Annotated in this window: 23 protein-coding genes; 5 read left to right on the plus strand and 18 right to left on the minus strand. The window is 71.9% G+C overall.

The features are described from left to right. Nucleotides 1–83: 83 nt before the first annotated feature. On the minus strand, nt 84–2,612 hold the full coding sequence (locus tag RI138_RS13295) for an ATP-dependent Clp protease ATP-binding subunit (protein ID WP_096632714.1): 2,529 nt from the start codon (nt 2,610–2,612) through the stop codon (nt 84–86). A 450-nt stretch (nt 2,613–3,062) separates the two neighbouring features. Between RI138_RS13295 and RI138_RS13300 the strand changes: the two genes are divergently transcribed. Continuing rightward, nucleotides 3,063–3,677 (plus strand): SCO3374 family protein, encoded by a 615-nt coding sequence (locus RI138_RS13300; RefSeq protein ID WP_311120076.1) that lies wholly within the window; start codon nt 3,063–3,065, stop codon nt 3,675–3,677. On the opposite strand, the gene RI138_RS13305 is transcribed toward RI138_RS13300, so the two are convergent. From RI138_RS13305 to RI138_RS13350, 10 genes are all read right to left on the minus strand, one after another. Continuing rightward, nucleotides 3,656–3,991: a histone-like nucleoid-structuring protein Lsr2 gene (locus RI138_RS13305; protein ID WP_018489329.1), complete on the minus strand. Its 336-nt coding sequence runs from the start codon at nt 3,989–3,991 to the stop codon at nt 3,656–3,658. The genes RI138_RS13300 and RI138_RS13305 overlap by 22 nt on opposite strands. Nucleotides 3,992–4,135: 144 nt before the next feature. Then, the gene (locus tag RI138_RS13310) at nt 4,136–4,705 is read right to left on the minus strand and encodes an amino-acid N-acetyltransferase (RefSeq protein WP_257002497.1); all 570 of its coding nucleotides are present in this window, start codon (nt 4,703–4,705) and stop codon (nt 4,136–4,138) included. 9 nt (nt 4,706–4,714) lie between these two features. Further along, nucleotides 4,715–5,185 (minus strand): BlaI/MecI/CopY family transcriptional regulator, encoded by a 471-nt coding sequence (locus RI138_RS13315; RefSeq protein ID WP_096632710.1) that lies wholly within the window; start codon nt 5,183–5,185, stop codon nt 4,715–4,717. Between the two features lie 131 nt (nt 5,186–5,316). Continuing rightward, nucleotides 5,317–5,496, minus strand: a complete 180-nt coding sequence (locus tag RI138_RS13320; RefSeq protein ID WP_096632727.1) for a hypothetical protein — start codon at nt 5,494–5,496, stop codon at nt 5,317–5,319. Between the two features lie 91 nt (nt 5,497–5,587). Further along, nucleotides 5,588–6,172: a hypothetical protein gene (locus RI138_RS13325; RefSeq protein ID WP_311122887.1), complete on the minus strand. Its 585-nt coding sequence runs from the start codon at nt 6,170–6,172 to the stop codon at nt 5,588–5,590. Nucleotides 6,173–6,332: 160 nt separating this feature from the next. Then, complete coding sequence (locus RI138_RS13330; protein WP_096631238.1) at nt 6,333–7,130, minus strand: type III pantothenate kinase; 798 nt, start codon at nt 7,128–7,130, stop codon at nt 6,333–6,335. Next, entirely contained in the window at nt 7,130–8,170 is a 1,041-nt protein-coding gene (gene nadC / locus RI138_RS13335; protein ID WP_179500286.1) for a carboxylating nicotinate-nucleotide diphosphorylase, read from the minus strand. The genes RI138_RS13330 and nadC overlap by 1 nt, the downstream gene beginning before the upstream one ends. 146 nt (nt 8,171–8,316) lie before the next feature. Then, nucleotides 8,317–9,999 (minus strand): L-aspartate oxidase, encoded by a 1,683-nt coding sequence (locus RI138_RS13340; RefSeq protein WP_311120077.1) that lies wholly within the window; start codon nt 9,997–9,999, stop codon nt 8,317–8,319. Continuing rightward, the gene (panC, locus tag RI138_RS13345; protein ID WP_311120078.1) at nt 9,996–11,051 is read right to left on the minus strand and encodes a pantoate--beta-alanine ligase; all 1,056 of its coding nucleotides are present in this window, start codon (nt 11,049–11,051) and stop codon (nt 9,996–9,998) included. Before panC ends, RI138_RS13340 begins: the two co-directional genes overlap by 4 nt. Then, on the minus strand, nt 11,048–12,013 hold the full coding sequence (locus tag RI138_RS13350) for a Rossmann-like and DUF2520 domain-containing protein (protein WP_311120079.1): 966 nt from the start codon (nt 12,011–12,013) through the stop codon (nt 11,048–11,050). The genes panC and RI138_RS13350 overlap by 4 nt, the downstream gene beginning before the upstream one ends. A gap of 167 nt (nt 12,014–12,180) precedes the next feature. On the opposite strand from RI138_RS13350, the gene RI138_RS13355 reads away from it, so the two are divergent. Beyond that, nucleotides 12,181–13,335 (plus strand): threonine aldolase family protein, encoded by a 1,155-nt coding sequence (locus tag RI138_RS13355; protein ID WP_311120080.1) that lies wholly within the window; start codon nt 12,181–12,183, stop codon nt 13,333–13,335. Between the two features lie 134 nt (nt 13,336–13,469). Here the strand turns inward: RI138_RS13355 and RI138_RS13360 are convergent, their stop codons facing one another. Next, the gene (locus tag RI138_RS13360) at nt 13,470–13,652 is read right to left on the minus strand and encodes a hypothetical protein (RefSeq protein ID WP_311120081.1); all 183 of its coding nucleotides are present in this window, start codon (nt 13,650–13,652) and stop codon (nt 13,470–13,472) included. Nucleotides 13,653–13,755: 103 nt separating this feature from the next. Here RI138_RS13360 and RI138_RS13365 point away from each other — a divergent pair, with 103 nt between their 5' ends. Further along, nucleotides 13,756–14,868: a DUF5937 family protein gene (locus RI138_RS13365; RefSeq protein WP_311122888.1), complete on the plus strand. Its 1,113-nt coding sequence runs from the start codon at nt 13,756–13,758 to the stop codon at nt 14,866–14,868. Nucleotides 14,869–14,892: 24 nt separating this feature from the next. On the opposite strand, the gene RI138_RS13370 is transcribed toward RI138_RS13365, so the two are convergent. Together RI138_RS13370 and RI138_RS13375 are read right to left on the minus strand one after the other, a co-directional pair. Next, nucleotides 14,893–15,567 carry a response regulator transcription factor gene (locus RI138_RS13370; protein ID WP_096631284.1) on the minus strand — a complete coding sequence of 225 codons (675 nt, stop codon included), beginning with the start codon at nt 15,565–15,567 and terminating at the stop codon, nt 14,893–14,895. A 103-nt stretch (nt 15,568–15,670) separates the two neighbouring features. Further along, a complete protein-coding gene (locus RI138_RS13375) occupies nt 15,671–16,873 on the minus strand; it encodes a sensor histidine kinase (protein ID WP_311120082.1) in 1,203 nt (400 codons plus the stop codon). Nucleotides 16,874–16,993: 120 nt separating this feature from the next. Between RI138_RS13375 and RI138_RS13380 the strand changes: the two genes are divergently transcribed. Together RI138_RS13380 and RI138_RS13385 are read left to right on the plus strand one after the other, a co-directional pair. Continuing rightward, the gene (locus RI138_RS13380; RefSeq protein ID WP_311122889.1) at nt 16,994–17,983 is read left to right on the plus strand and encodes an SAM-dependent methyltransferase; all 990 of its coding nucleotides are present in this window, start codon (nt 16,994–16,996) and stop codon (nt 17,981–17,983) included. 38 nt (nt 17,984–18,021) lie between these two features. Further along, the gene (locus RI138_RS13385) at nt 18,022–19,164 is read left to right on the plus strand and encodes an NADH-quinone oxidoreductase subunit D (RefSeq protein ID WP_096631250.1); all 1,143 of its coding nucleotides are present in this window, start codon (nt 18,022–18,024) and stop codon (nt 19,162–19,164) included. Between the two features lie 17 nt (nt 19,165–19,181). On the opposite strand, the gene RI138_RS13390 is transcribed toward RI138_RS13385, so the two are convergent. From RI138_RS13390 to RI138_RS13405, 4 genes are all read right to left on the minus strand, one after another. After that, the gene (locus tag RI138_RS13390; protein WP_311120083.1) at nt 19,182–20,276 is read right to left on the minus strand and encodes a hypothetical protein; all 1,095 of its coding nucleotides are present in this window, start codon (nt 20,274–20,276) and stop codon (nt 19,182–19,184) included. Nucleotides 20,277–20,437: 161 nt separating this feature from the next. Continuing rightward, nucleotides 20,438–21,412 carry an ABC transporter substrate-binding protein gene (locus RI138_RS13395; protein ID WP_311120084.1) on the minus strand — a complete coding sequence of 325 codons (975 nt, stop codon included), beginning with the start codon at nt 21,410–21,412 and terminating at the stop codon, nt 20,438–20,440. Nucleotides 21,413–21,471: 59 nt separating this feature from the next. Further along, nucleotides 21,472–22,146 carry an ABC transporter permease gene (locus RI138_RS13400; RefSeq protein ID WP_311120085.1) on the minus strand — a complete coding sequence of 225 codons (675 nt, stop codon included), beginning with the start codon at nt 22,144–22,146 and terminating at the stop codon, nt 21,472–21,474. 3 nt (nt 22,147–22,149) lie between these two features. After that, nucleotides 22,150–22,857, minus strand: coding sequence for an ABC transporter permease (locus RI138_RS13405; RefSeq protein WP_311120086.1), 708 nt, complete (start codon nt 22,855–22,857; stop codon nt 22,150–22,152). Between the last annotated feature and the right edge of the window lie 41 nt (nt 22,858–22,898).

Here is a 22,898-nt window from a genome sequence, read left to right on the forward strand (position 1 = left end):
ACGAAAAGGGGCTGCCCCGAACCGGTACGGATACCGATTGCGGGGCAGCCCCTCAGCCCGGACTCACGCCCTGGGCGGTTGCGTCACGCGTCCTTCGTCAGGTTCGGGCCGGTGCCGCCTGCCGCCTGCTCGATCGGGGGGACGTCGGGCAGAGCCGACTTCTCCTCGCCGCGGAAGGAGAACTTCTTCTCATCACCCTCGCCCTCGACGCCGACGACCACGATGTGACCGGGGCGCAGCTCACCGAAGAGGATCTTCTCGGAGAGGATGTCCTCGATCTCGCGCTGGATCGTCCGGCGCAGCGGCCGGGCGCCCATCACGGGGTCGTAGCCCTTCTTCGCCAGGAGCGACTTGGCGTCCGAGCTCAGCTCGATGCCCATGTCGCGGTCCTTGAGGCGCTCGTCGACCTTGGCGAGCATGAGGTCGACGATCTGGATGATGTCTTCCTCGGTCAGCTGGTGGAAGACCACCGTGTCGTCGACACGGTTGAGGAATTCCGGCCGGAAGTGCTGCTTGAGCTCTTCGTTGACCTTGACCTTCATGCGCTCGTAGTTCGTCTTGACGTCGCCCTGGGCGGCGAAGCCCAGGTTGAAGCCCTTCGAGATGTCCCGGGTCCCGAGGTTGGTCGTCATAATGATGACCGTGTTCTTGAAGTCCACGACCCGGCCCTGGGAGTCGGTCAGGCGACCGTCCTCCAGAATCTGGAGCAGGGAATTGAAGATATCGGGGTGGGCCTTCTCGACCTCGTCGAAGAGGACGACGGAGAACGGCTTGCGGCGCACCTTCTCGGTGAGCTGGCCGCCCTCTTCGTAGCCCACGTAACCGGGGGGCGAGCCGAAGAGGCGCGAAACCGTGTGCTTCTCGCTGAACTCCGACATGTCGAGGGAGATCAGCGCGTCCTCGTCGCCGAAGAGGAATTCGGCGAGCGTCTTGGAGAGCTCGGTCTTACCGACACCGGACGGACCGGCGAAGATGAACGAGCCACCGGGGCGCTTGGGGTCCTTCAGGCCGGCTCGCGTACGGCGGATCGCCTGCGAAAGGGCCTTGATGGCGTCCTTCTGCCCGATGACGCGCTTGTGGAGCTCGTCCTCCATGCGCAGCAGACGGGAGGACTCCTCCTCCGTCAGCTTGAAGACCGGGATACCGGTGGCCGTGGCCAGGACCTCGGCGATGAGCTCGCCGTCGACCTCGGCGACGACGTCCATGTCGCCGGCCTTCCACTCCTTCTCCCGCTTGGCCTTCGCCGCCAGCAGCTGCTTCTCCTTGTCGCGGAGGGAAGCCGCCTTCTCGAAGTCCTGGGAGTCGATGGCCGACTCCTTGTCCCGGCGGACACCGGCGATCTTCTCGTCGAACTCGCGGAGGTCCGGCGGCGCGGTCATCCGGCGGATGCGCATCCTCGATCCGGCCTCGTCGATCAGGTCGATCGCCTTGTCGGGGAGGAAGCGGTCCGAGATGTACCGGTCGGCGAGCGTCGCCGCCTGCACCAGGGCCTCGTCCGTGATGGAGACGCGGTGGTGGGCCTCGTAGCGGTCGCGCAGACCCTTGAGGATCTCGATGGTGTGCGGCAGCGACGGCTCCGCGACCTGGATGGGCTGGAAGCGGCGCTCCAGCGCCGCGTCCTTCTCCAGGTGCTTGCGGTACTCGTCGAGCGTGGTGGCACCGATGGTCTGGAGCTCACCGCGGGCCAGCATGGGCTTGAGGATGCTCGCCGCGTCGATCGCGCCCTCGGCGGCGCCCGCACCGACCAGCGTGTGGAGCTCGTCGATGAACAGGATGATGTCGCCGCGGGTGCGGATCTCCTTGAGGACCTTCTTCAGGCGCTCCTCGAAGTCACCCCGGTACCGCGAACCGGCGACCAGGGCGCCGAGGTCCAGGGTGTAGAGGTGCTTGTCCTTGAGGGTCTCGGGCACCTCGCCCTTGACGATCGCCTGGGCCAGGCCCTCGACGACCGCCGTCTTGCCGACGCCGGGCTCGCCGATGAGCACCGGGTTGTTCTTGGTCCGGCGGGACAGCACCTGCATGACCCGCTCGATCTCCTTCTCGCGCCCGATGACCGGGTCGAGCTTGGACTCACGAGCGGCCTGGGTGAGATTCCGGCCGAACTGGTCGAGCACCAGGGACGTGGAGGGCGTGCCCTCTGCGGGTCCGCCCGCGGTGGCCGCCTCCTTGCCGCCCGAATACCCGGAAAGCAGCTGGATGACCTGCTGCCGGACCCGGTTCAGGTCGGCGCCCAGCTTCACGAGGACCTGGGCGGCGACGCCCTCGCCCTCGCGGATCAGGCCGAGCAGGATGTGCTCGGTGCCGATGTAGTTGTGGCCCAGCTGAAGAGCCTCGCGGAGCGACAGCTCCAGGACCTTCTTGGCTCGCGGGGTGAAGGGGATGTGCCCGGAAGGAGCCTGCTGCCCCTGCCCGATGATCTCCTCCACCTGCTGGCGGACCGCCTCGAGCGAAATCCCGAGGCTCTCCAGGGCCTTAGCGGCGACACCCTCACCCTCGTGGATCAGGCCCAGGAGGATGTGCTCGGTGCCGATGTAGTTGTGGTTGAGCATCCGGGCTTCTTCCTGAGCCAGGACGACAACCCGCCGCGCGCGGTCGGTGAACCTCTCGAACATCGTTAATCGCTCCTCAGAGCGGTCGGTCAGTGAGGGGTCGGTCCCCTCCCAGTCCTTCCGCATGCTAGTCCCGCAGGACGGGACAGCTCATTCCAACTGCCGACATCCGTCCGGATCACCCCCGCACCGGCGGGGATTCTTACTGCCGAACAGCTGACAACTGCTCCAACCCGATGGTGCGAGACGATGTTCCCGCAGGCCAGGCAGATACCCCTATCGCAAGTACGCCGATGGCGAACGTGAGACGCCTCGGCCAGCGTGTCGCCCCTTCCCACTAGGAAAGTCTTACCCGCAATCACTGACAGTCCATGCGGCGCGCCCCGGTTCCCTCCGCTACGGGCGAACAACCTTGCGCTGCTGAATGCCCTCGCGCGCCCCCGCAACCGGAACGTGAAGTGATCACTTGCGGACCCTGCGTAACTTCGGGGGGTGTTCGACGGTTCATCGACCATGGCCCCCACCGTCCCGCAGCCCCGGTCGTCACCCGATTCGCCACCCGAAGCCGCTCCGGGGTCGGCCGACGCCGTCCTCGCGCGCAGGTACGAACAGGAGCTGGGGTGGGCCACCGCGGGATGCGCTCCGCTGCGGCTGCTCACCGGTCTGCGCTTCGATGTGCTGGAGCTCCCGGCCGAGGCCGGTCACGCCGTGCTGCGGCGCGGGGTGCGTACCGGTCCGGTGCTGCTGTCCGGGGCACGGATGGGGCTGCTGGTCGCCGCGGGCGGTGCCGATGAGCTGCCGGGGCTGCTCGACTGGCTGGAATGGGGTCCGGTCGCCGTGGATCTGACCGCCGTGGGTGCGGGGGGCCGCATCACGGCCCCGCCCCTCCCGGGCGGACCTGGGGACTCGACGGGGGCCGCCGTATGGCTGCGGCCCCCAGAGCCGAGGCGCGTGCCCGAGTCGGCGCTGCCGGCCCTCGCGGGCTTCGGGAGCAGCGGTGGGGATGCCCCCGATCTCGTACGCCTGGTGGACGCCGCGGCGACGGAGTGCCATCGGGTCCGGTTGGTGCGCGCCCGCGTCGGGCCACTGACAAGAGGTGCGGCGGATCAGCCGTTGGCCTTCTCGTAAGCCTCACGGATCTCGGCGGGGACACGGCCGCGGTCATTCACATTGTGGCCGTTCTCCCGCGCCCACCGGCGGATTTCCGCGGTGTCCTTGTTGCCACCGGACACGGCGCGGCCCTTGCCGCGGCCCGTGGCGGCGCGGCCACCGGTGCGACGCCCGCCCTTGGTGTAGGGCTCAAGAAGGCCGCGAAGCTTGTCCGCGTTGGCCGTGGTGAGGTCGATCTCGTACGTCTTGCCGTCAAGGGCGAACGTGACCGTCTCGTCCGCCTCGACGCCGTCGAGGTCATCGACAAGAAGGACCTGAACCTTCTGTGCCACGGGGATTTCCTTTCATCGAAAATGGAGTACGCGGAAAGGAAACCGCTTTTCCCCGGAAAACACAAACCCCCGGGAGAGGTTCAGGAGCCCGAGAAGACGGGAAACGTGCGCGATTCGGACATAGGGTTGCAGGCCCTTCTCCAGTCACAGGTGCAGAAGCATCCGGCTGTTGCCCAAGGTGTTCGGCTTCACCCGTTCGAGACCGAGGAACTCCGCGACACCCTCGTCGTAGGAACGCAGCAGCTCACTGTAGACATCGGTGTCGACCGGCGTCTCTCCGATCTCCACGAAGCCGTGCTTGGCGAAGAAGTCCACTTCGAAGGTGAGGCAGAAAACCCTGCGGACACCGAGCCAGCGCGCGGTCTGCAAGAGCTTGACCAGAACGTGATGCCCCACTCCGGCCCCCTTGATGCGGGGGTCGACGGCAAGGGTCCGCACTTCCGCCAGGTCTTCCCACATGACGTGAAGTGCACCGCAGCCGATGACCGTCGCGTCCTCGTCGCGTTCCGCCACCCAGAACTCCTGGATGTCCTCGTAAAGGGTGACCGTCGCTTTGTCGAGCAGGATGCCCCCGGACACGTACCCGTCGAGGAGTCGGCGCACGGACGGGACGTCACTCGTCCTGGCCCGCCGGACGGTGATGGCGGGCTTATTTACCGACGGGTCGGTATGGAGTTCGGTATCCGGATCGCTTTGCGGCTGTTCTGAGGACATGCCCCGACGCTATCGCCCGCTCTCCGGCTCCGCGGCATCGGCCGGGGCGGCATCTCCGGTGGTCTCCGCGGTCGCTTCCGCGGGGTTGACGGAGGTAGTGCCAGGGGCACTTTCGGCAGGGTCGGGGGAAACCATGCGAACGGCATCCTGGAGTGCTTCGCGCTGCTCGGCGGACATCATGCCGAAGAACGCGACAAGTGCGGCGGCGGGGTTGTCGCTCTGTGACCAGGCTTCGTTCATCAGTGCGGCCGAGTAGGCGGCCCTGGTCGAGACAGCCGTATATCGATAGGCCCGGCCGTCGACTTCCCTGCGCACCCAGCCCTTCTGATGGAGATTGTCCATTACCGTCATCACCGTCGTGTAGGCGATGGACCGTTCCTGCTGGAGGTCCTCAAGGACTTCCCGCACCGTGACCGGTCGGTTCCATTGCCAGACGCGGGTCATCACGGCGTCTTCCAGGTCTCCCAATTGGCGGGGCACGGGATCACTTTAGTGCCCGATGTCCTGAATGGCCTGGTATTTACACAGCAAAAGAGCGCACGGCTCTCATCGAGTCGTGCGCTCCGGGGTGTACGTCGCGGAGGTGCGGGGCGGGCAGGCCGCTCCCGCGGTCAGGCATTCTCCGGACGAGCGGTCTGCTTTACGGAATCCGCGTGGGCGAGAGCCGCGTCCACGATGGCGTCTTCCTTGGCCTTGTTCGGACCGCCCTGACTCTTGACGATCGTCACGATCAGGCCGATGAAGAAGGCGGCCATCACCACGGGGGGCACGAGCGCGGATACATAGTCCATGCCGTCCAGAGTAGCGAGCCCCGTGCGGCCCGACGCGGCGACCTCCCGGGTGGAGGCCGCCGCGTCGGGCCGGGCGGCGGTACGGGCGGGGTCAGCCGGCCGCCCGCTCCTCGGACGGCGGGGGCTCGGGGCGGCGGCGAGGAGGGAAGACCTCGGAGGGCTTGGGCATCGGGCGGTCTCCGGGCGCCTGGGGGCGGCTCGGGGCGGCGGGGGCCTTGGGCCGGTCCGGTTCCCGGTCGGCGGCGCGGCCGCCGGGCAGGGCCAGCAGTCGGCTCCGCGGGCCGGGGGCCGCGAGCCCGGCGGAGCGGCCGGCGAGCCGGGCCCGTACCGAGCGCTCCGCGAGGACCTGGCAGCGCTCCAGGAGGGTCGCGGCGAGCGGCCTGCCGCGCAGGGCCCGCAGGGCGGCCAGATCGTCCGGGCGGGGGTCGTAGCCGGCCGCCAGGGCGTCCTGGAGCAGCTCCAGATAGCCGGCGACGGAGCCGGGGAGGGCGTTGCGGTAGCGGGCGAGGTCGGCGAGGAGGAACGCTCGCAGCCGACCGGCCTCGCCGACCGCCTCGTCCACGGAGCCCGCGAGCCGCAGGCAGTCCTGGACATCCTCGTCGGACAGGGGCATGGGGTGGAGGGCGATGGCGAGGGCACGTCGGAGCACCCGCAGCTCGTCCGCGCTGAACGCCATGCCGCCTCGTGAACCGTAGGGCGTGGGCATAACGCGACAATACGTGCTAAATGGACAAAATCCGTTTAACTGGTCGCCGGTGGCGCGGCGAGCCCGCCCGGGGCCCGGCCGCCACCACCGCACGTTGTCGCAGGTACGCCGGGCGCCGCCGGGGCATCCCCTACGACCGGGGCATGTTCCGCTCGTAGACCAGGCGCAGTCCGATGAGTGTCAGCCACGGCTCGTGCTCGTCGATCGCGGCGGACTCCCCCAACACCATCGGAGCAAGGCCGCCCGTCGCGATGACCGTGACGTCGTCCGGGTCGGCGGCCAGCTCCTTCTTCATCCGCTCCACCACCCCGTCGACCTGGCCCGCGAAGCCGTAGACGATCCCGGACTGCATGGCCTCGACGGTGTTCTTGCCGATCACGCTGCGCGGCCGGGCCAGCTCGATCTTGCGGAGCTGGGCGCCCTTGACGCCGAGCGCCTCGACCGAGATCTCGATGCCGGGGGCGATGACCCCGCCCGCGTACTCACCGCGCGGGGAGACCGCGTCGAAGGTGGTGGCGGTGCCGAAGTCGACGACGATCGCCGGACCCCCGTACAGCTCGACGGCGGCGACCGCGTTGATGATGCGGTCCGCGCCGACCTCCTTGGGGTTGTCCATCAGGACCGGCACGCCCGTCTTGACGCCGGGCTCAACGAGGACGGCGGGCACGTCGCCGTAGTAGCGGCGGGTGACCTCGCGCAGCTCGTGCAGGACCGAGGGGACGGTCGCGCAGATCGCGATGCCCTCGATGCCGTCGCCCAGCTCCATGCCCAGCAGCGGGTGCATGCCCATCAGGCCCTGGAGGAGGACCGCCAGCTCGTCGGCGGTACGGCGGGCGTCGGTGGAGATCCGCCAGTGCTCGACGATCTCCTCGCCGTCGAAGAGGCCGAGGACCGTATGCGTGTTGCCGACGTCGATGGTCAGGAGCATCAGGCGTCGGCCCCGTCGGTGATGGTGTCCTCGGCCGCGTCGGCGTCGCGGAAGTCCAGGCCGATGTCGAGGATCGGCGAGGAGTGGGTGAGCGCCCCGACCGCCAGGTAGTCGACACCCGCGTCCGCGTAGGCGCGGGCCGAGTCGAGCGTGAGGCGGCCGGAGGACTCCAGGATCGCGCGGCCCGCGACCAGGGCGACCGCCTCGGCGGTCTCGGCCGGGGTGAAGTTGTCCAGCAGGATCAGGTCGACACCCGCGTCCAGCACCTCGCGGACCTGCTCCAGCGTGTCGACCTCGACCTCGATGGGCAGGTCGGGGAACTCGGCGCGGACCCGCTTGAACGCCTCCGCGACCCCGCCCGCCGCGACGACGTGGTTGTCCTTGACCAGGGCCGCGTCGGAGAGCGACATCCGGTGGTTGACGCCGCCGCCGCAGCGCACCGCGTACTTCTCCAGCGCGCGCAGGCCCGCCGTCGTCTTGCGGGTGTCGCGGACCTGGGCCCCGGAGCCCTCCAGCACGTCCGCCCAGGCGCGGGTGGCGGTCGCGATGCCGGAGAGGCGGCAGAGCAGGTTCAGCGCGCTGCGCTCGCCGGTCAGCAGGTCGCGGGTGCGGGTGGTGACGGTCAGCAGCTTCTGCCCGGGGGCGATCCGCTCGCCGTCCTCGACGTGCCGCTCGACCTCGAACTCCTCGGTGCAGACGATCGACAGGACCGCCTCGGCGACCCGCAGCCCCGCCACGACGCCCGCCTCCCGGGCGGTGAAGTCACCGGTGATGACGGCGTCCTCGGGGACGGTCGCCACCGTCGTGACGTCCACCCCGCCGTCGAGATCCTCCTCGATCGCCACATGGGCGACGTCCTCGACCTGGACGGGGTCGAGCCCCGCCTCGGCCAGCAGCAGGGCGAGCGCGGGGTCCAGGCCGCACTCCAGGGCTTCGGCGTCGAATCCGTCGTCACCGCCACAGCCGCAGCCGTCGCCGCAGCCGCCTCCCGAGGCCTCGGAAGGGGCGGGCGCGCCGACGCTGATCAGCGGTACGTCCACGGGTGTGGGGCGCGGATTCTCTTCGGGCGTGCTCACGGTGACGGCTCCTCGGGGGCGTGGCGGGTGGTGCGGGTACGGCTGGTGCTACCGGCGTTGCTGGTGCCGCCCCGCGGTGTGCGGCGGAGCGGCTGCTTCCAGCAGTGTGCTCAATCCGACGGGCGTACGGGCGGGAATGCGGCGGTCTCCGTGCGGTGGACGACCGGGGTGCGGTCGGGCGCGATCCGGACGACCAGGTGGCGGCGGCCGTGGGCGTCGTCGCGGTCGGGCCGGTCCTCGCGCCAGTGGCAACCGCGGGTCTCCTCGCGGTCCCGGGCGGCGGCGACCAGGACCCGGGAGACCAGGAGGAGGTTGGTGACCTCCCAGGCGTCGACCCCGGGGACGACCGCCTTGCCCCCGTCCCCGTCGGTGGCGGCCTCGCGGTGCAGGGCCTCCAGATCCTCGGCGGCGGCGGCCAGGCTCTCGGCGGAGCGCAGGACCCCGGCGCCGCGGGTCATGGTGCGCTGGATCGCCGTACGGGCCTCGGGGGCCAGCAGCGCGACCGGATCGTCGGCGCCCGGGGCCGCGGCCGGTTCGGTGCGGGGCGGGCGGGCCTCGGCGATGTCGGCGGCGATGCGCTCGGCGAAGACCAGGCCCTCCAGGAGGGAGTTGGACGCGAGGCGGTTGGCCCCGTGCACCCCGGTGCAGGCGACCTCGCCGCAGGCGTACAGGCCGGGCACCGTCGTGCGGCCCCGCAGGTCGGTGCGGACGCCGCCGGAGGCGTAGTGCGCGGCCGGGGCGACCGGGACCGGCTCGGTGACCGGGTCGATGCCGTGGGCCCGGCAGGCGGCCAGGATCGTGGGGAAGCGCTGCTCCCACATGGCCGCCCCGAAGTGCCGGGCGTCCAGATACATGTGCTCGGTGCCCTGCTCGTGCATCCGGCGGGTGATGGCCTTGGCGACGATGTCGCGGGGGGCCAGCTCGGCCAGCTCGTGCTGACCGGCCATGAAGCGGACGCCGTCGCCGTCGACGAGATGCGCGCCCTCGCCGCGTACGGCCTCGGAGACCAGCGGCTGCTGGCCCTCGCTGTCCGCGCCCAGGAAGAGGACGGTCGGGTGGAACTGGACGAACTCCAGGTCGGAGACCTCCGCCCCGGCCCGCAGCGCGAGCGCCACCCCGTCGCCGGTGGAGACGGAGGGGTTGGTGGTGGCGGAGAAGACCTGGCCCATGCCGCCGGTGGCGAGGACGACCGAGGGCGCCCGGACCGCGCCGACGCCGTCGTGCTGCCCCTCGCCCATGACGTGCAGGGAGACCCCGGCCGTACGGCCCTCGGCGTCCGTGAGCAGGTCCAGGACGAGGGCGTTCTCGATGGTGTGGAGGGCTGCCTCGCGGACCGCCCCGACCAGGGCGCGGGAGATCTCCGCGCCGGTCGCGTCGCCGCCCGCGTGGGCGATGCGACGGCGGTGGTGGCCGCCCTCGCGGGTCAGCGCTATCTCACCGCTGTCCGTGGTGTCGAAGTGCGCGCCGGTGGTGATCAGGCGGCGTACGGCGTCGGGGCCCTCGGTGACCAGGGTGCGGACGGCCTCCTCGTCGCAGAGGCCCGCGCCCGCGACCAGGGTGTCGTCGAGGTGCTGCTCGGGGGTGTCGCCCTCGCCGAGGGCCGCGGCGATACCGCCCTGTGCCCAGCGGGTCGAGCCGTCGTCGAGCCGGGCCTTGGTGACGACCACGGTGTCCAGTCCGGCGGCCGCGCAGCGCAGCGCGGCGGTGAGCCCGGCGACGCCGGAGCCGACCACCACGACGTCCGCGTCGATGGCCCAGCCGGGGGCGGGGGCGGTCAGCCGTATTCCGGTCACGTCAGGGCTCCGAAGGTGAGGGTGATGTTGTCGATGAGGCGGGTGTCCCCGACCCTGGCGGCGACGGCGAGGATCGCCTCCCCGCTCTCGCGGTCGTCGGGGATCTCGGTGAAGTCCGCCGGGTCCACCAGGGCCAGATAGTCCACGGCGAGCGGCAGCCTGCCCCGGGCCGCGGCCTCGTCAAGCACCGCCTGGGCGGCGGCCCGGACGGCGGCGGGCGCCCCGTTGGGCCGGGCAAGCGCCACGGCCTGGGCGTCGGCGGCGGCACGTGCCTCGCCCATCCTGTTGAGCCCGGCGGCCCGGTCGGAGCCGGGCGCGGTGGCCTTGGCCCGCTCGTGCAGGGCCTGCTGGGCCGCGAGCCGGTCGCGGGCCGCGAACAGGGCGCGGGGCAGGGCGAGCGCGGTGTGCCGCTCCTCGGTGGAGAGGAACCTGTTGCGGCTGGAGAGCGCGAGCCCGTCGGGGTCCCGCACGGTGGGCACACCGGTGATCCGGACGCCGAAGTTCAGGTCGCGGACCATGCGGCGGATCAGGGCGAGCTGCTGGGCGTCCTTCTGCCCGTAGAACGCCTCGTCGGGCCGGGTGAGGTGGAGGAGCTTGGCGACGACGGTGAGCATCCCGTCGAAGTGCCCGGGGCGGGCCGCGCCTTCGAGGCGTTCGCCCATGGGGCCTGCGGTGATCCGGACCTGGGGCTCGCCGCCCGGATAGACCTCGTCCACACCGGGGGCGAAGACCGCGTCGGCCCCCGCCGCCGCGGCGATCTCCAGGTCGGCGTCCAGGGTGCGGGGGTAGCGGTCGAGGTCGGCGGCCTCGCCGAACTGGAGCGGGTTCACGAAGACGGTGGCCACGACCTGGCCGTCTCGTCCGGCGGCGGTGCGGGCGGCGCGGATCAGGGCGGCGTGGCCCTCGTGGAGGGCGCCCATGGTCATGACGACGGCACGCTGGGCCCCGGTGGGGAGGGGCAGCGCGTCGAGCTCGGCGGCGGTGCGCAGGAGGGCGGGGGCCCGGCCCGGGGCGGCGGGGCCCACGTCTCCCGTACGGCTGGTGGTCGTCATCGGGTCTCCCCCGGTCGTGGTCCCGGGCCGGAGCCGCCGGGGCGGGTCTCCTGGTCGGCCGCCAGGACGACGAGCAGGTCCTCGGCCAGCTCCGCCTTGAGCAGGCCGTGGGCGAGCGCCCGGTCGGCCGTGGCGCGGGCCATCGCGAGATACCCGGCCACCGCCTGCGGGGCGTGGGCGCGCAGCTCGCCGATGTGGGCGGCGACCGTGCCCGCGTCCCCCCGCGCGACCGGGCCGGTCAGCGCGGCGTCGCCGGAGCGCAGGGCGTTGTCCAGAGCCGCGCCGAGGAGCGGCCCGAGCATCCGGTCCGGGGCGGCGACCCCGGCCTTGGTCAGCAGCTCCATCGACTGGGCGACCAGGGTGACCAGGTGGTTCGCACCGAGCGCGAGGGCCGCGTGGTAGAGCGGGCGGGACTCCTCGGCGATCCACTCGGGTTCGCCGCCCATCTCGATGACCAGCGCCTCGGCGGCGAGCCGCAGCTCCTCGGGGGCGGTGACCCCGAAGGAGCAGCCCGCGAGCCGCTGGACGTCGACGGGGGTGCCGGTGAACGTCATCGCCGGGTGCAGCGCGAGCGGCAGGGCCCCGGCCCGCAGCGCGGGGTCCAGCACCTTCGTCCCGTACCGCCCGGAGGTGTGGACGAGCAGCTGGCCGGGCCGCACGGCGCCGGTCTCGACCAGGCCCTCCACCAAGGTGGGCAGCACATCGTCGGGGACGGTCAGCAGCACCAGCTCGGCGCGGGCCAGCACCTCGGCGGGCTCCACCAGGGGCACGTCGGGGAGCAGCTCGGCGGCGCGCCGCCGGGAGGCGTCGGAGACGCCCGACACGGCGACCGGGCGGTGTCCGGCGAGCTGGAGGGACGCGGCGAGTGCGGGGCCGACCCGGCCCGCGCCGACGACCCCGACCGTGAGGCGGGCGGGGCGGTCCCTCGCGTCGAGGGGTTCCTTCGAAACTGATGCGTTCACGCGGCGATGGCCTTCCGTTCCAGTCCGCGGGGGGTACCGGACGATTTCTCTGCATGCTACGCCAGCGTTTCGGGGAAGCCTCCCCGCCGCCCACAGCCTGTGGATAACTCCGCGAACCGAGGGAAACCCGCGGGCGGGCTGTCAGAGGTCCGGGTGATGATCGTCCCATGGCGACGACGGATGAGCAGGAGCAGCGGCGGCGCAGGCTGGCCGCGTGGCGGGGGTCGAGCCGGGTGCTGGCGCGGATGGGCGCGGACGGCACGCTGGGCGAGCGGCTGGCGGCGCTGGCGGCCGACGCCTCGTCCGTACACGATCCGGAGGACTGGACCGATGTGTACGGGGGCGGGGTCGTCGCCGATCTGGAGCGGCGGGCGGCCGGGGTGCTGGGGACGGAGGCGGCGGCGTTCTTCCCGACCGGCACGATGGCCCAGCAGGTCGCCCTGCGGTGCTGGGCGGGGCGCACGGGCGACGCGACCGTGGCGCTGCATCCCCTGTCCCACCCGGAGCTGCACGAGGGCGGGGCGCTCGGCTCGGTGAGCGGGCTGCGCACGGTGCATCCGACGTCCGCGCCCCGGCTGCCGAGCGCCGAGGAGGTACGGGAGTTCCCCGAGCCGTTCGGGACGCTGATGCTGGAGCTTCCGTTGCGGGACGCCGGGTTCGTGCTGCCGTCCTGGGAGGAGCTGACGGCGGTGGTGGAGGCGGCCCGGGAACGGGACGCGGTGGTCCACTTCGACGGGGCGCGGCTGTGGGAGTGCGGCCCGCACTTCGGGCGGGAGCTGCCGGAGATCGTGGCGCTCGCCGACAGCGTGTACGTGTCGTTCTACAAGTCGCTGGACGGACTGTCCGGGGCGGTACTGGCGGGCCCTTCGGTGCTGGTGGAGGAGGCCCGGGTGTGGCGCCACCGGTACGGGGGCCAGGTCTTCCAGCAGTATCCGGCGGCACTGTCCGCGCTGCTGGGACTGGAGCGGGAGCTGCCGAGGCTGCCGTCGTACGTGGCGCACGCGAAGGTGGTGGCCGGGGCGCTGGCGGAGGGGTTCGCGGAGGCGGGGGTGCCGTGGTTCCGGGTGCGTCCGGAGCCGCCGCACACGCACCAGTTCCAGGTCTGGCTGCCGTACGGCACCGAGGTGCTGGACGAGGCGTCGGTGCGGCAGGCAGAGGAGAGCGGCGTGACGCTGTTCCGGCGCTGGTTCCCGGGAGCGCTCGGGGGCGGGCTGCCGCCCGGGGTCTCGTTCACGGAGGTGACGGTGGCGGCGGACGGGCTGGAGTGGACCGCCGATGACGTACGGAAGGCGGTGGGGGCGTTCGTCGGGTACCTGGCCTAGCGGGTCCTGTCGTCCGGTGACCCGGCCCCGGTCCTCAGAGGTTCCGTCCTCAGGGGCCCGTCCTCAGGGGCCCGGCCTCAGGGGCCCGGCCTCAGGGGCCCCGTCCTCGGAGTTCCGGCCTCAGGGTTCCGGCCTCAGGCACCGGACGGGCTGGGTTTGCCGGACGGGCCGGTCCGGCGCGTCGGCGGGTGGGTGAGCCAGTGCCGGTACAGGTCGCGCAGGGTCGTGCGGTCGTGCCGGCCCGGCGGCGGAGGCGCGGGCTCCGCCAGTTGGGCCGCGCGGTAGGTGTCGAGCATGTGCTGCTGAATGGCGTCCATGCATCCAGCGTGCGCAGGCCGCAGCGATGCCGCGCGTTGATTGACGGCCCGCGTCAAATGAAACGTCGGCCCGTGCGCGTACCCCCAATATGGGGGGATGAGCGTGCACATAGACATCGCGGGACTCCCCGCCGACCGCGTCGTTTTCGCGACCTCGCCCCTCGCCGAGCTGGGGCTCGCCCTGCATGCGCTCTCGGAGCCCGGGCACCATCCGGGCCTGCACGGCTGGACCACCGCGACCGCGGCGGCCCTGGAGCCCGACCTCGCCGACCGGCTGGTGGAGGCGGAGTTCCTGTGGCGGAACACCTTCTCCGACATCTTCCTGCCGTTCTCCGGCATCCCCGGGGGCGACGGCAGGACCGGGGCGGGCCTCGCGGAGGACCTGGACATCCTGGACCGGCTCGACGACGAGCGATTCGTCGCCGCGGCCACGGAGTTCACCTGCTCCAGCATGTACGGCAGCGACGCCCCGTCCCCGCTGACGGACCCGGTCATGCGGGCCCGGGCCCTGGACATGGCGGCGGCACGCGGGCCGCGGCAGGTGGAGTTCACCAAGCGGCTGCTGGCCGACCCCGTCTCCGTACGCGCATGGATCAGGCGGCTCTTGGAGGACTGCGACCAGGCGTTCTTCGCGGACACCTGGCGCCGGGTCTCCGTCCAGCTGGCCGCCGACGCCCGGCACAAGACGGAGCTGCTGCGGCGCAAGGGGCTCGCCGACGCGATCGGCGCGGTCTCCTCGGCCGTGACACTGGACGAGGCCGCGGACCGGATCACCATCGACAAGCTGTCCGAGGGCCGGACCACCACCGTCGACCCGGACGTCGGCATCGGCCTCACCCTCATCCCCACCAGCTTCGGCTGGCCGCACCTGACCGTGCTGCACGCCCGCCGCTGGCGCCCGGTGATCCACTACCCGGTCCGGATGCCGGATCTGCCGTCCCCCGCCTCCGTCGAACAGCTCCAGCGCCGGATGGAGGCCCTGGCCCACCCGATGCGGATGAGGCTGTGCCGCAACCTCGCCCGCTCGCCGTACACCACCGGCGAACTGGCCGAATCGCACAGCATCACCCCACCCGAGGTCTCCCGGCATCTGTCGGTGCTCAAGAAGGCGGGCCTGGTCACCACACGCCGACGCGGGCGCTATGTCCTGCACCAGCTGGACCTGACCGTCATCGCCCGGCTCGGCAGCGACTTCCTGGAGGGCGTGCTGCGGTAGGCCCTCGGGCCCGGTCCTGCCCTCTCAGCCCGCGCCGCCGCCCGCGCGGACCAGCCCGGTCTCGTAGGCGAGGACGACGACCTGGACCCGGTCGCGCAGGTTCAGCTTGGTGAGGATGCGGCCGACGTGGGTCTTGACCGTCGCCTCGGAGAGCACGAGCCGGGCCGCGATCTCGCCGTTCGACAGGCCCTGCGCGACCAGGAGCATGACTTCCCGTTCGCGTTCGGTGAGCTTGGCGATGTGCTTGTTCTTCGGCTCCTTCTGTCCGCTGGGCAGCAGCGGCGAGAACCGGTCCAGGAGGCGGCGGGTGGTGGACGGGGCGACGACCGCGTCGCCGCTGTGCACCGAGCGGATCGCGGCGAGCAGCTCGGCGGGCGGCACGTCCTTGAGCATGAAGCCGCTGGCCCCCGCCTTCAGCCCGGAGAAGGCGTACTCGTCCAGGTCGAAGGTGGTCAGGATGAGCACCTTGGGCGGGTCCTGCTGCGCGCAGATGCGGCGGGTCGCCTCGACGCCGTCGAGCCGGGGCATACGGACGTCCATCAGGACCACGTCGACGGCGGTGGACCGCAGGATCTCGATCGCCTCGGCCCCGTCCCCGGCCTCGGCCACGACCTCCATGTCGGGCTGGGCCGCGAGCACCATCCGGAAACCGGTCCGCAGGAGAACCTGGTCGTCTACGAGCATCACACGGATGGCCATGGCCATGGGGATCGTGTCCTGTCCTGGGTTCGTGGGGGTCGAAGAAGTCGGATCGTGGTCGAAGCGGTCGGGTCGCGGTGGTCGGGGCGGTCGTGGAGCGCGGTCAGCCCGCGGGCTTGAGCGGCAGCAGGGCGCTGATGCGGAATCCGCCGCCGGGCCGCGGCCCGGCGTCCAGGGTGCCACCGACCATGCCGACCCGCTCCCGCATCCCGATCATCCCGTGCCCGGCGCCGTCCGCGCCGCCGTCCTCGTACAGCTCGTGGGCCGCGCCCCGGCCGTCGTCCTCGACCAGCAGCCCGAGACCGTCGTCGAAGTAGACCAGCCGGACGCTGGCCCCGGCGTCGGGGCCGCCGTGCTTGCGGGTGTTCGTCAGGGCTTCCTGCACGATGCGGTACGCGGTCAGCTCCACGCCGCTGGGGAGCGGGCGCGGGGTGCCCTCGACCTTGAAGTCGACCTCCAGGCCGGTCTGCCGCACCTGCTCGACCAGGTCCTCGATCTGCTCCACATCGGGCTGGGGGACGTACTCGCCGCTCTCCGGGGCGTCGCCGGTGCGCAGCACCCCGAGCAGCCGGCGCATCTCCGCCAGGGCCTGGCGGCCGGTGCTGGAGATGGTCTCCAGGGCCTGGCGGGCCTGGTCGGGGGCGGCGTCCATGACGTAGGCGGCGCCGTCGGCCTGGACGACCATCACGGAGACGTTGTGCGCGACGACGTCGTGCAGCTCACGGGCGATCCGGGCGCGCTCGGCGGCCACCGCGACCTTGGACTGCGCCTCGCGTTCCCGCTCCAGCCGGGCGGCACGCTCCTCCAGCTGGCTGAAGTAGGCCCGCCGGGTCCGCAGCGAGTCACCGAGCACCCAGGCCAGCACGAACGGCACGGTCATGACGATGGTGACGAAGACGGCCTGGGCCCAGGAGCCCCCGGGCTCGGCCTCCCACCGCAGCTGGGACAGGGCGGCCGCGCTCAGGCTGCACACCAGGGCGAGCCGGGACGCCCAGCGCTCCCCGACCGCGGCGACGGTGTACGTGATCACCAGCATCGCGAAGTTGCCGATGCTCGGCCGGACGCCGAAGACCAGCTGGACGACGCCCACCGTGATGGCGAGCAGCAGCATCTTCTCCGGGGCGCGCCGGCGCAGGGCCACCACCGTGGAGAGCCCCAGCGCGACAGGAACCGCGACGATCGCCTCGCGCCCCGCGTCGTACATGCCCGAAGCCATCGACATGCCGGAGAGCCCGAGGAGGACGAACGCCCAGAAGACGTCGACGCCCGTCGGGTGTCTGCGGAGAAAATCGTAGAGGCGCTGCACGTAACCCAGCGTAGGGACAGCGGATAGGCGCCCGGGTCAACCGGAGGATCGATCCGGGTTCTGGGACCGTACTCCCCAAGGTGGAGACTTGCCTACGTGAGGGACAACGTGGCGGACGACGTGACGGGTGAGTGGCGTGGGTGGCGAGGGGCGGCGCAGGCCGCTCTGTACGGCGACGACGGCTTCTACCGCAGCCCGGACCGGAGCCCCGAGGGACCCGCGGGCCACTTCCGTACGTCGGTGCACGCCTCACCGTTGTTCGCGGCCGCGGTGGTCCGGCTGCTGGCCCGGACCGCACGGGAGCTGGGCACGGACACGGTGGCGCTGGTCGACGTCGGGGCGGGGCGCGGGGAGTTGCTGACCGGGGTGCTGGCCGCGCTGCCGGAGGGGCTGGAGGTGACCGCGTACGCCGTCGAGGTGGCCGGCCGGCCCGAGGGGCTGGACCCCCGGATCGAGTGGTGTGCGGAACCGCCCCGGGGCGTCACCGGGCTGCTGTTCGCCAACGAGTGGCTGGACAACGTGCCGGTGGAGGTGGCGGAGGTGGACGGCGACGGTGTCGCCCGGTACGTACAGGCGCGGACCTCGGACGGTACGGAGCGCCTCGGCCCGCCGGTGACCGGGGCGGACGCGGCGTGGCTGGAGCGGTGGTGGCCGCTGTCCGCGCCGGGTGAGCGGGCGGAGATCGGCCGCCCCCGGGACGCGGCCTGGGCGGGGGCCGTCTCCTCGCTGGCCGCCGGTCTCGCGGTGGCGGTGGACTACGCCCATGTACGGGGCGGGCGGCCGCCCTTCGGGACGCTGACCGGCTTCCGGGACGGGCGCGAGGTGCGGCCGGTGCCGGACGGCTCCTGCGACCTGACGGCCCACGTGGCGCTGGACGCGTGCGCGGCGGCGGTTCCGGACGCCACCGCCGAGCTCACCGACCAGCGGTCGGCGCTCGGGCGGCTGGGGATCGGCGGACAGCGGCCGCCGCTGAGCCTGGCCGCGACCGATCCGGCGGGTTACGTACGCGCGCTGGCGGCGGCGGGCGAGGCCGCGGAGCTGACCGCGCGCGGCGGACTCGGCGACTTCGGGTGGCTGCTGCACCGGGTGGGGGCACCCCGGCACGGGTGACCCCCGCGCCGGGGCACGGTCAGGGAATACTGGCCCCCATGACGGAGACCACCATCGGTATCGGCGGCGCGGCGGAGAGCACCGACATGGTGCTGAACATCGGCCCCCAGCACCCTTCGACGCACGGGGTCCTCCGGCTGCGGATCGTCCTGGACGGCGAGCGCGTCCAGCACGCGGAGCCGGTCATCGGCTATATGCACCGGGGCGCGGAGAAGCTCTTCGAGGCCCGCGACTACCGGCAGATCATCATGCTCGCCAACCGCCACGACTGGCTCTCCGCGTTCTCGAACGAGCTGGGCGTCGTCATGGCCGTCGAGCGGATGCTCGGCATGGAGGTACCCGAGCGGGCGGTGTGGACGCGGACGCTCCTCGCCGAGCTGAACCGGGTCCTCAACCATCTGATGTTCCTCGGCTCCTACCCCCTCGAACTCGGCGGCATCACCCCGGTCTTCCACGCCTTCCGCGAGCGCGAGGAGCTCCAGGCGGTGATGGAGGAGGTCTCCGGCGGCCGGATGCACTACATGTTCAACCGGGTCGGCGGGCTCAAGGAGGACGTCCCGGCGGGCTGGTCGGGGCGGGTCCGCGACGCCGTGGCCTCGGTCCGCTCCCGGATGGACGTGTACGAGAACCTCGTCCTCGGCAACGAGATCTTCCGGGGCCGTACCCGCGATGTGGGCGTGCTGTCGGCCGAAGCGGTGCACGCCTACGGGGTGTCGGGGCCGATCGCCCGCGCCTCGGGGGTCGACTTCGACCTGCGCCGCGACGAGCCGTATCTCGCGTACGGGGAGCTCCGGGACACCCTGAAGGTCGTCACCCGGACCGAGGGCGACTGCCTGGCCCGCTTCGAGTGCCTGCTGGAGCAGACGCTCAACTCCCTGGACCTGGCGGACGCCTGCCTGGACCGGATGGCCCACCTGGAGCCGGGGCCGATCAACCAGCGGCTGCCCAAGGTCCTCAAGGCCCCGGAGGGCCACACCTACGCCTGGACCGAGAACCCGCTCGGCGTCAACGGCTACTACCTGGTGTCCAAGGGCGAGAAGACCCCGTACCGCCTGAAGCTGCGCTCCGCCTCGTTCAACAACATCCAGGCGCTCACCGAGCTGCTGCCGGGGACCCTGGTCGCCGACATGGTGGCGATCCTGGGCTCGCTGTTCTTCGTCGTCGGGGACATCGACAAGTAACGGCCCGGCGCCTTCCCTCAGGACACCGCGCCGCGCAGCTCCGCCAGGTCGATCTGCTCGGTCTCGTCGTGCGCGGTGAGGTCGATGACCTTGCCGACCGCCCGGTTCTGCGCCGCTCCCGTGCGGTGCGCGGCGAGCGCCTCCTCACCGACGACGTCCGCGAGGTCCTCGTTCTGGACGGACTCGATGGCGGCGTTCGCCTTCCGGGCGTTCTGGGTGCCGAAGAAGTCGAAGCTGCCCTGGGGCACGAGGTGGCGGCGGGCGGCGGCGTACGGGACGACGGCCGAGGCGGCCGGCATCGCTCGCGCCACGTGCACCGGAGCGGCGGAGGCCTTCACGGGGGCCGGGGTGTGCGGGGCGCCCGGTGTCGGGGCGTCCGGGGCCGGGGCCGGGGCGGGCAGGGTGTTCGACGGGCGGCGGTGCTGGTGGTCCAGGTGCTCGCCCGCCCCGGTGGCCGCCGTGTGCTTCCCCTTCGGGTCCCCCTCCTCCGCGTCCCGTTCTCCGGCGCGGGGCGCGAGATCGCGCTGCTGGGCCGCCTCGGCCGTACGCCGGGCCTCCTGGAGCGCCGCGTTGCGCGTGAGGTTGAGCAGGGCCTCGTCCGCGCGCCGGTACGACTCGGGGGTCGGCGTGGACCGCGCGGGCAGCAGCTCCCGGGGGGCGGCCTCCATGGCGAGCTGACGACGGCCCTCCAGCGCGCTGGCCCGCTCGGTCTCGGCGTTGGCGTAGCGGCGCAGCAGTCCGGCGTGCTCGCCGCGCAGTCCGGCGAGCTCCACGCGCTTGCGGCGGAGCTTGGTCTCCAGACGGGTGCGCAGCTCGCGCGACTCCTCCAGATCCTGCTCCAGCTCGGCTATCCGCTCCTCGGCCCGCCATTCGTCACTGGCGCGGGCCCGCGTCAGCTCGGCGACCCGCAGCCCCGCGGCCCGGTCCCAGCTGCGCATCAGATACGCGCCGGTGAGCGCGGCGGCCGCCACGGCGGCTACAAGGCCGCGCAGGACCAGGGGTTCGGCGAGCAGCCAGGCGCCGGAGGCACCGACGACCGAAACGCCTGCCACCACGGAGGGGGGCAGGATTTTGTGGAGGGGCGGCGAATGGCGGTGGCGTCCACGTGGCATGGCCTGAAATTTACCGTGTGTGCGCGCCACTTGGGGGGCCGCCCGGCAATCTGTTCCCCGCCGGTTACCTCGCGGCCCCCCGAAGACCCTCTGAAGGTCTTCCAAAGGCCCCTGCACCCGGGCCTTTTCGTCTTGATCAAATCGAGCTTCCTGGCCAAGCCCTACTTCTTGATCAGGCCCTTCGACTCCAGATAGCCCTTCGCCACATCGGCCGGCTTGGCGCGCTCGGCGTCGACCTTCCGGTTCAGCTCGGCGAGGTCTTCCGTGGTGAGCGCGGCGGTGAGCATGCCGAGGGCGTCGGCGATCTCCGGCGCGCCCGCGTCCTTGGCATTCAGCACCGGAAGGACGTTGTCCGCGTTCTGGAGCTTCTTGTCGTCCTCCAGGAACACCAGCCCGTCCAGCACCGCGTCCGTGGTGGTCGTCAGGACCAGCTGCACCTTGCCGTCACGGACGGCCTGCTTGGACTGCGGGGTACCGACGCCCTTGGGGTCGATACCCGTGACGTCGATGCCGTACGTCTTCTTCAGGCCGGGTGCGCAGAACGGCCGCACCTCGCACTCGTCGCCCGCCGCGATCTTCACCTTCAGCTTCGACTTGCCGAGGTCGGAAAGCGTCTTCAGGTTGTTCTTCTCGGCGAATTCCCTGGACACCGCGAAGGCGTTCTGGTCGACGGCCTTCCCGGCCGGGAGGACCGTGAGACCCAGCGGGGTGGCGAGCCCCCTCAGGGCCGTGACCGTGGCTTCGATGTCCCCGGAGGCCACGGGCTCGGCCTGGGCCTTGCCGGCCCCGTTGACCTTGGCGTTCAGGAATTCGGCGAGGGTAGCGGCGTATTCCGGTACGACGTCGATCTCGCCCTTCTCCAGCGAGGGCTCGTACAGCTCACGGTTCTTCACCGTGGTGATCGAAGTGCTGTACCCGGCGTCGCCGAGGATCTGTGCGTACAGCTCGGCGAGCACCTTGGACTCGGTGAACGAAGCCGACCCGACGACCAGGGACCCCTTCTTGCCGTCACCGCCGGCCGAGGAGCCCGAGCCGCCCTTCCCCTGCTCCAGGCTGTCGCCGCCGCAGGCCGCGAGCGCCCCGGCCAGCGCCGCCATGCCGATGAACGCTCCGGCTATCCGCGAGGTCCTGCTCATGTGTTGTTCTCCGTCCGAACAGAAGAGGCAAGAAAAGTGAACAGAAGAAAGATGTGCGCTCAGGCGGGCCTGCGGCGGCGGAGCGGGGACAGCACCCGGTCCAGCACCACCAGTGCGCCTTCCACCAGCAGGGCGAGCGCGGCGACCAGCACCGCGCCCGCGAAGACCTGCGCGGTGTCGTAGGTGTTGAATCCGGCGGTGATGATCCGGCCGAGGCCGCCGAGCCCGACCATGGCCGCGATCGACGCGGTGGCCACGACCTGGACGGCGGCGGACCGCAGCCCGGTCATGATCATCGGGTAGGCGAGGGGCAGCTCGACCCGGAAGAAGAGCTGGCCGCCCGACATCCCCATGCCGCGCGCGGCCTCCACCACGGACCGGTCCACCTCGCGCATCCCGACGTAGGCGTTGGTCAGCAGCGGCGGCACCGCGAACAGCACCAGCGCGATGATCGTGGGCCAGTACCCCGAGTTGCGCAGGGGCGTGACCATGAACAGGGCCAGCACCGCGAAGACCGGCACGGCCCGCCCCACGTTGGAGACGTTGACCGCGAGCGCGCCGCCCTTGCCGATGTGCCCCAGATACAGGGCGATCGGCAGGGCGATCGCGCAGGCCACCGCGAGGGAGACCCCGCTCACGTACAGATGCTCGCCGAGCCGGTGCGCGGCCCCGCCGTCCCCCGACCAGTTGGACCCGGTGGTCAGCCAGGTCCAGGCGTCGCCGATGACTCCCACGGGTCAGCCCGCCTCCGCCTTCGCCGGGGCGGGCAGGGCCGCCGTGGATATGCGGGTCCAGGGTGTCAGCAGCCGCTGGAGGCCGAGCAGCAGCAGGTCGGCCGTGACCGCGAGCAGCACGCACAGCACCGAGGCGGTGAGCACCTGGGCCTTGAAGAAGCTCGGCAGCGCGTCCTCGATGAGATTGCCGAGGCCGCCCTTGCCGACGAGCGAGCCGACCGTGGTGAGCGCGACCGTCGACACGGTGGCTATCCGCAGCCCCGCCATCAGCGCGGGCAGCGCGAGCGGCAGCTCCACCTCCCACAGCAGCCGCGCCGGCCCGTATCCCATGCCCCGGGCGGCTTCTTTGGCCTCCTGCGGCACGGCTTCGAGCCCGGCCAGGATGTTGCGTACGAGGATGGTGAGCGAATAGAGCACCAGGCCCGTGACGACCAGCGCGGCGGACAGCCCGAACAGGGGCAGCAGCAGCGAGAACATCGCCAGCGAGGGCACGGTGTAGAGCACGGTCGTCAGCCCGAGGACCGGCGCGGCGAAGCGCCGGCCCCGGCGCGCGAGCAGCGCCAGCGGAAAGGCCACCGCGAGCCCGATCAGCACCGAGACCACCGTGATCCCGGCGTGCTGGACGGTCGCATCGGCCAACTCCTGGCTGCGGGAGCGGAGATACTCCCCGCAGATCCAGTCGTTCGTCACCAGGCAGCTCTGCTCGGCCATCCCGCCCCCCACCTCCCGTTTCGTGCCGTCCGGTTTGTCTC

The organism is Streptomyces durocortorensis (genome assembly GCF_031760065.1).
Classification (GTDB): domain Bacteria; phylum Actinomycetota; class Actinomycetes; order Streptomycetales; family Streptomycetaceae; genus Streptomyces.

Excerpts from the sequence above, each read along its gene's own strand:
- RI138_RS13295 (WP_096632714.1), bottom strand. The coding sequence starts at position 2,612 with ATGTTCGAGAGGTTCACCGACCGCGCGCGGCGGGTTGTCGTCCTGGCT.
- RI138_RS13300 (WP_311120076.1), top strand. The coding sequence starts at position 3,063 with ATGGCCCCCACCGTCCCGCAGCCCCGGTCGTCACCCGATTCGCCACCC.
- RI138_RS13310 (WP_257002497.1), bottom strand. The coding sequence starts at position 4,705 with ATGTCCTCAGAACAGCCGCAAAGCGATCCGGATACCGAACTCCATACC.
- RI138_RS13320 (WP_096632727.1), bottom strand. The coding sequence starts at position 5,496 with ATGGACTATGTATCCGCGCTCGTGCCCCCCGTGGTGATGGCCGCCTTC.
- RI138_RS13325 (WP_311122887.1), bottom strand. The coding sequence starts at position 6,172 with ATGGCGTTCAGCGCGGACGAGCTGCGGGTGCTCCGACGTGCCCTCGCC.
- RI138_RS13330 (WP_096631238.1), bottom strand. The coding sequence starts at position 7,130 with ATGCTCCTGACCATCGACGTCGGCAACACGCATACGGTCCTCGGCCTC.
- panC (WP_311120078.1), bottom strand. The coding sequence starts at position 11,051 with ATGACGACCACCAGCCGTACGGGAGACGTGGGCCCCGCCGCCCCGGGC.
- RI138_RS13355 (WP_311120080.1), top strand. The coding sequence starts at position 12,181 with ATGGCGACGACGGATGAGCAGGAGCAGCGGCGGCGCAGGCTGGCCGCG.
- RI138_RS13360 (WP_311120081.1), bottom strand. The coding sequence starts at position 13,652 with ATGGACGCCATTCAGCAGCACATGCTCGACACCTACCGCGCGGCCCAA.
- RI138_RS13370 (WP_096631284.1), bottom strand. The coding sequence starts at position 15,567 with ATGGCCATCCGTGTGATGCTCGTAGACGACCAGGTTCTCCTGCGGACC.
- RI138_RS13385 (WP_096631250.1), top strand. The coding sequence starts at position 18,022 with ATGACGGAGACCACCATCGGTATCGGCGGCGCGGCGGAGAGCACCGAC.
- RI138_RS13390 (WP_311120083.1), bottom strand. The coding sequence starts at position 20,276 with ATGCCACGTGGACGCCACCGCCATTCGCCGCCCCTCCACAAAATCCTG.
- RI138_RS13395 (WP_311120084.1), bottom strand. The coding sequence starts at position 21,412 with ATGAGCAGGACCTCGCGGATAGCCGGAGCGTTCATCGGCATGGCGGCG.
- RI138_RS13405 (WP_311120086.1), bottom strand. The coding sequence starts at position 22,857 with ATGGCCGAGCAGAGCTGCCTGGTGACGAACGACTGGATCTGCGGGGAG.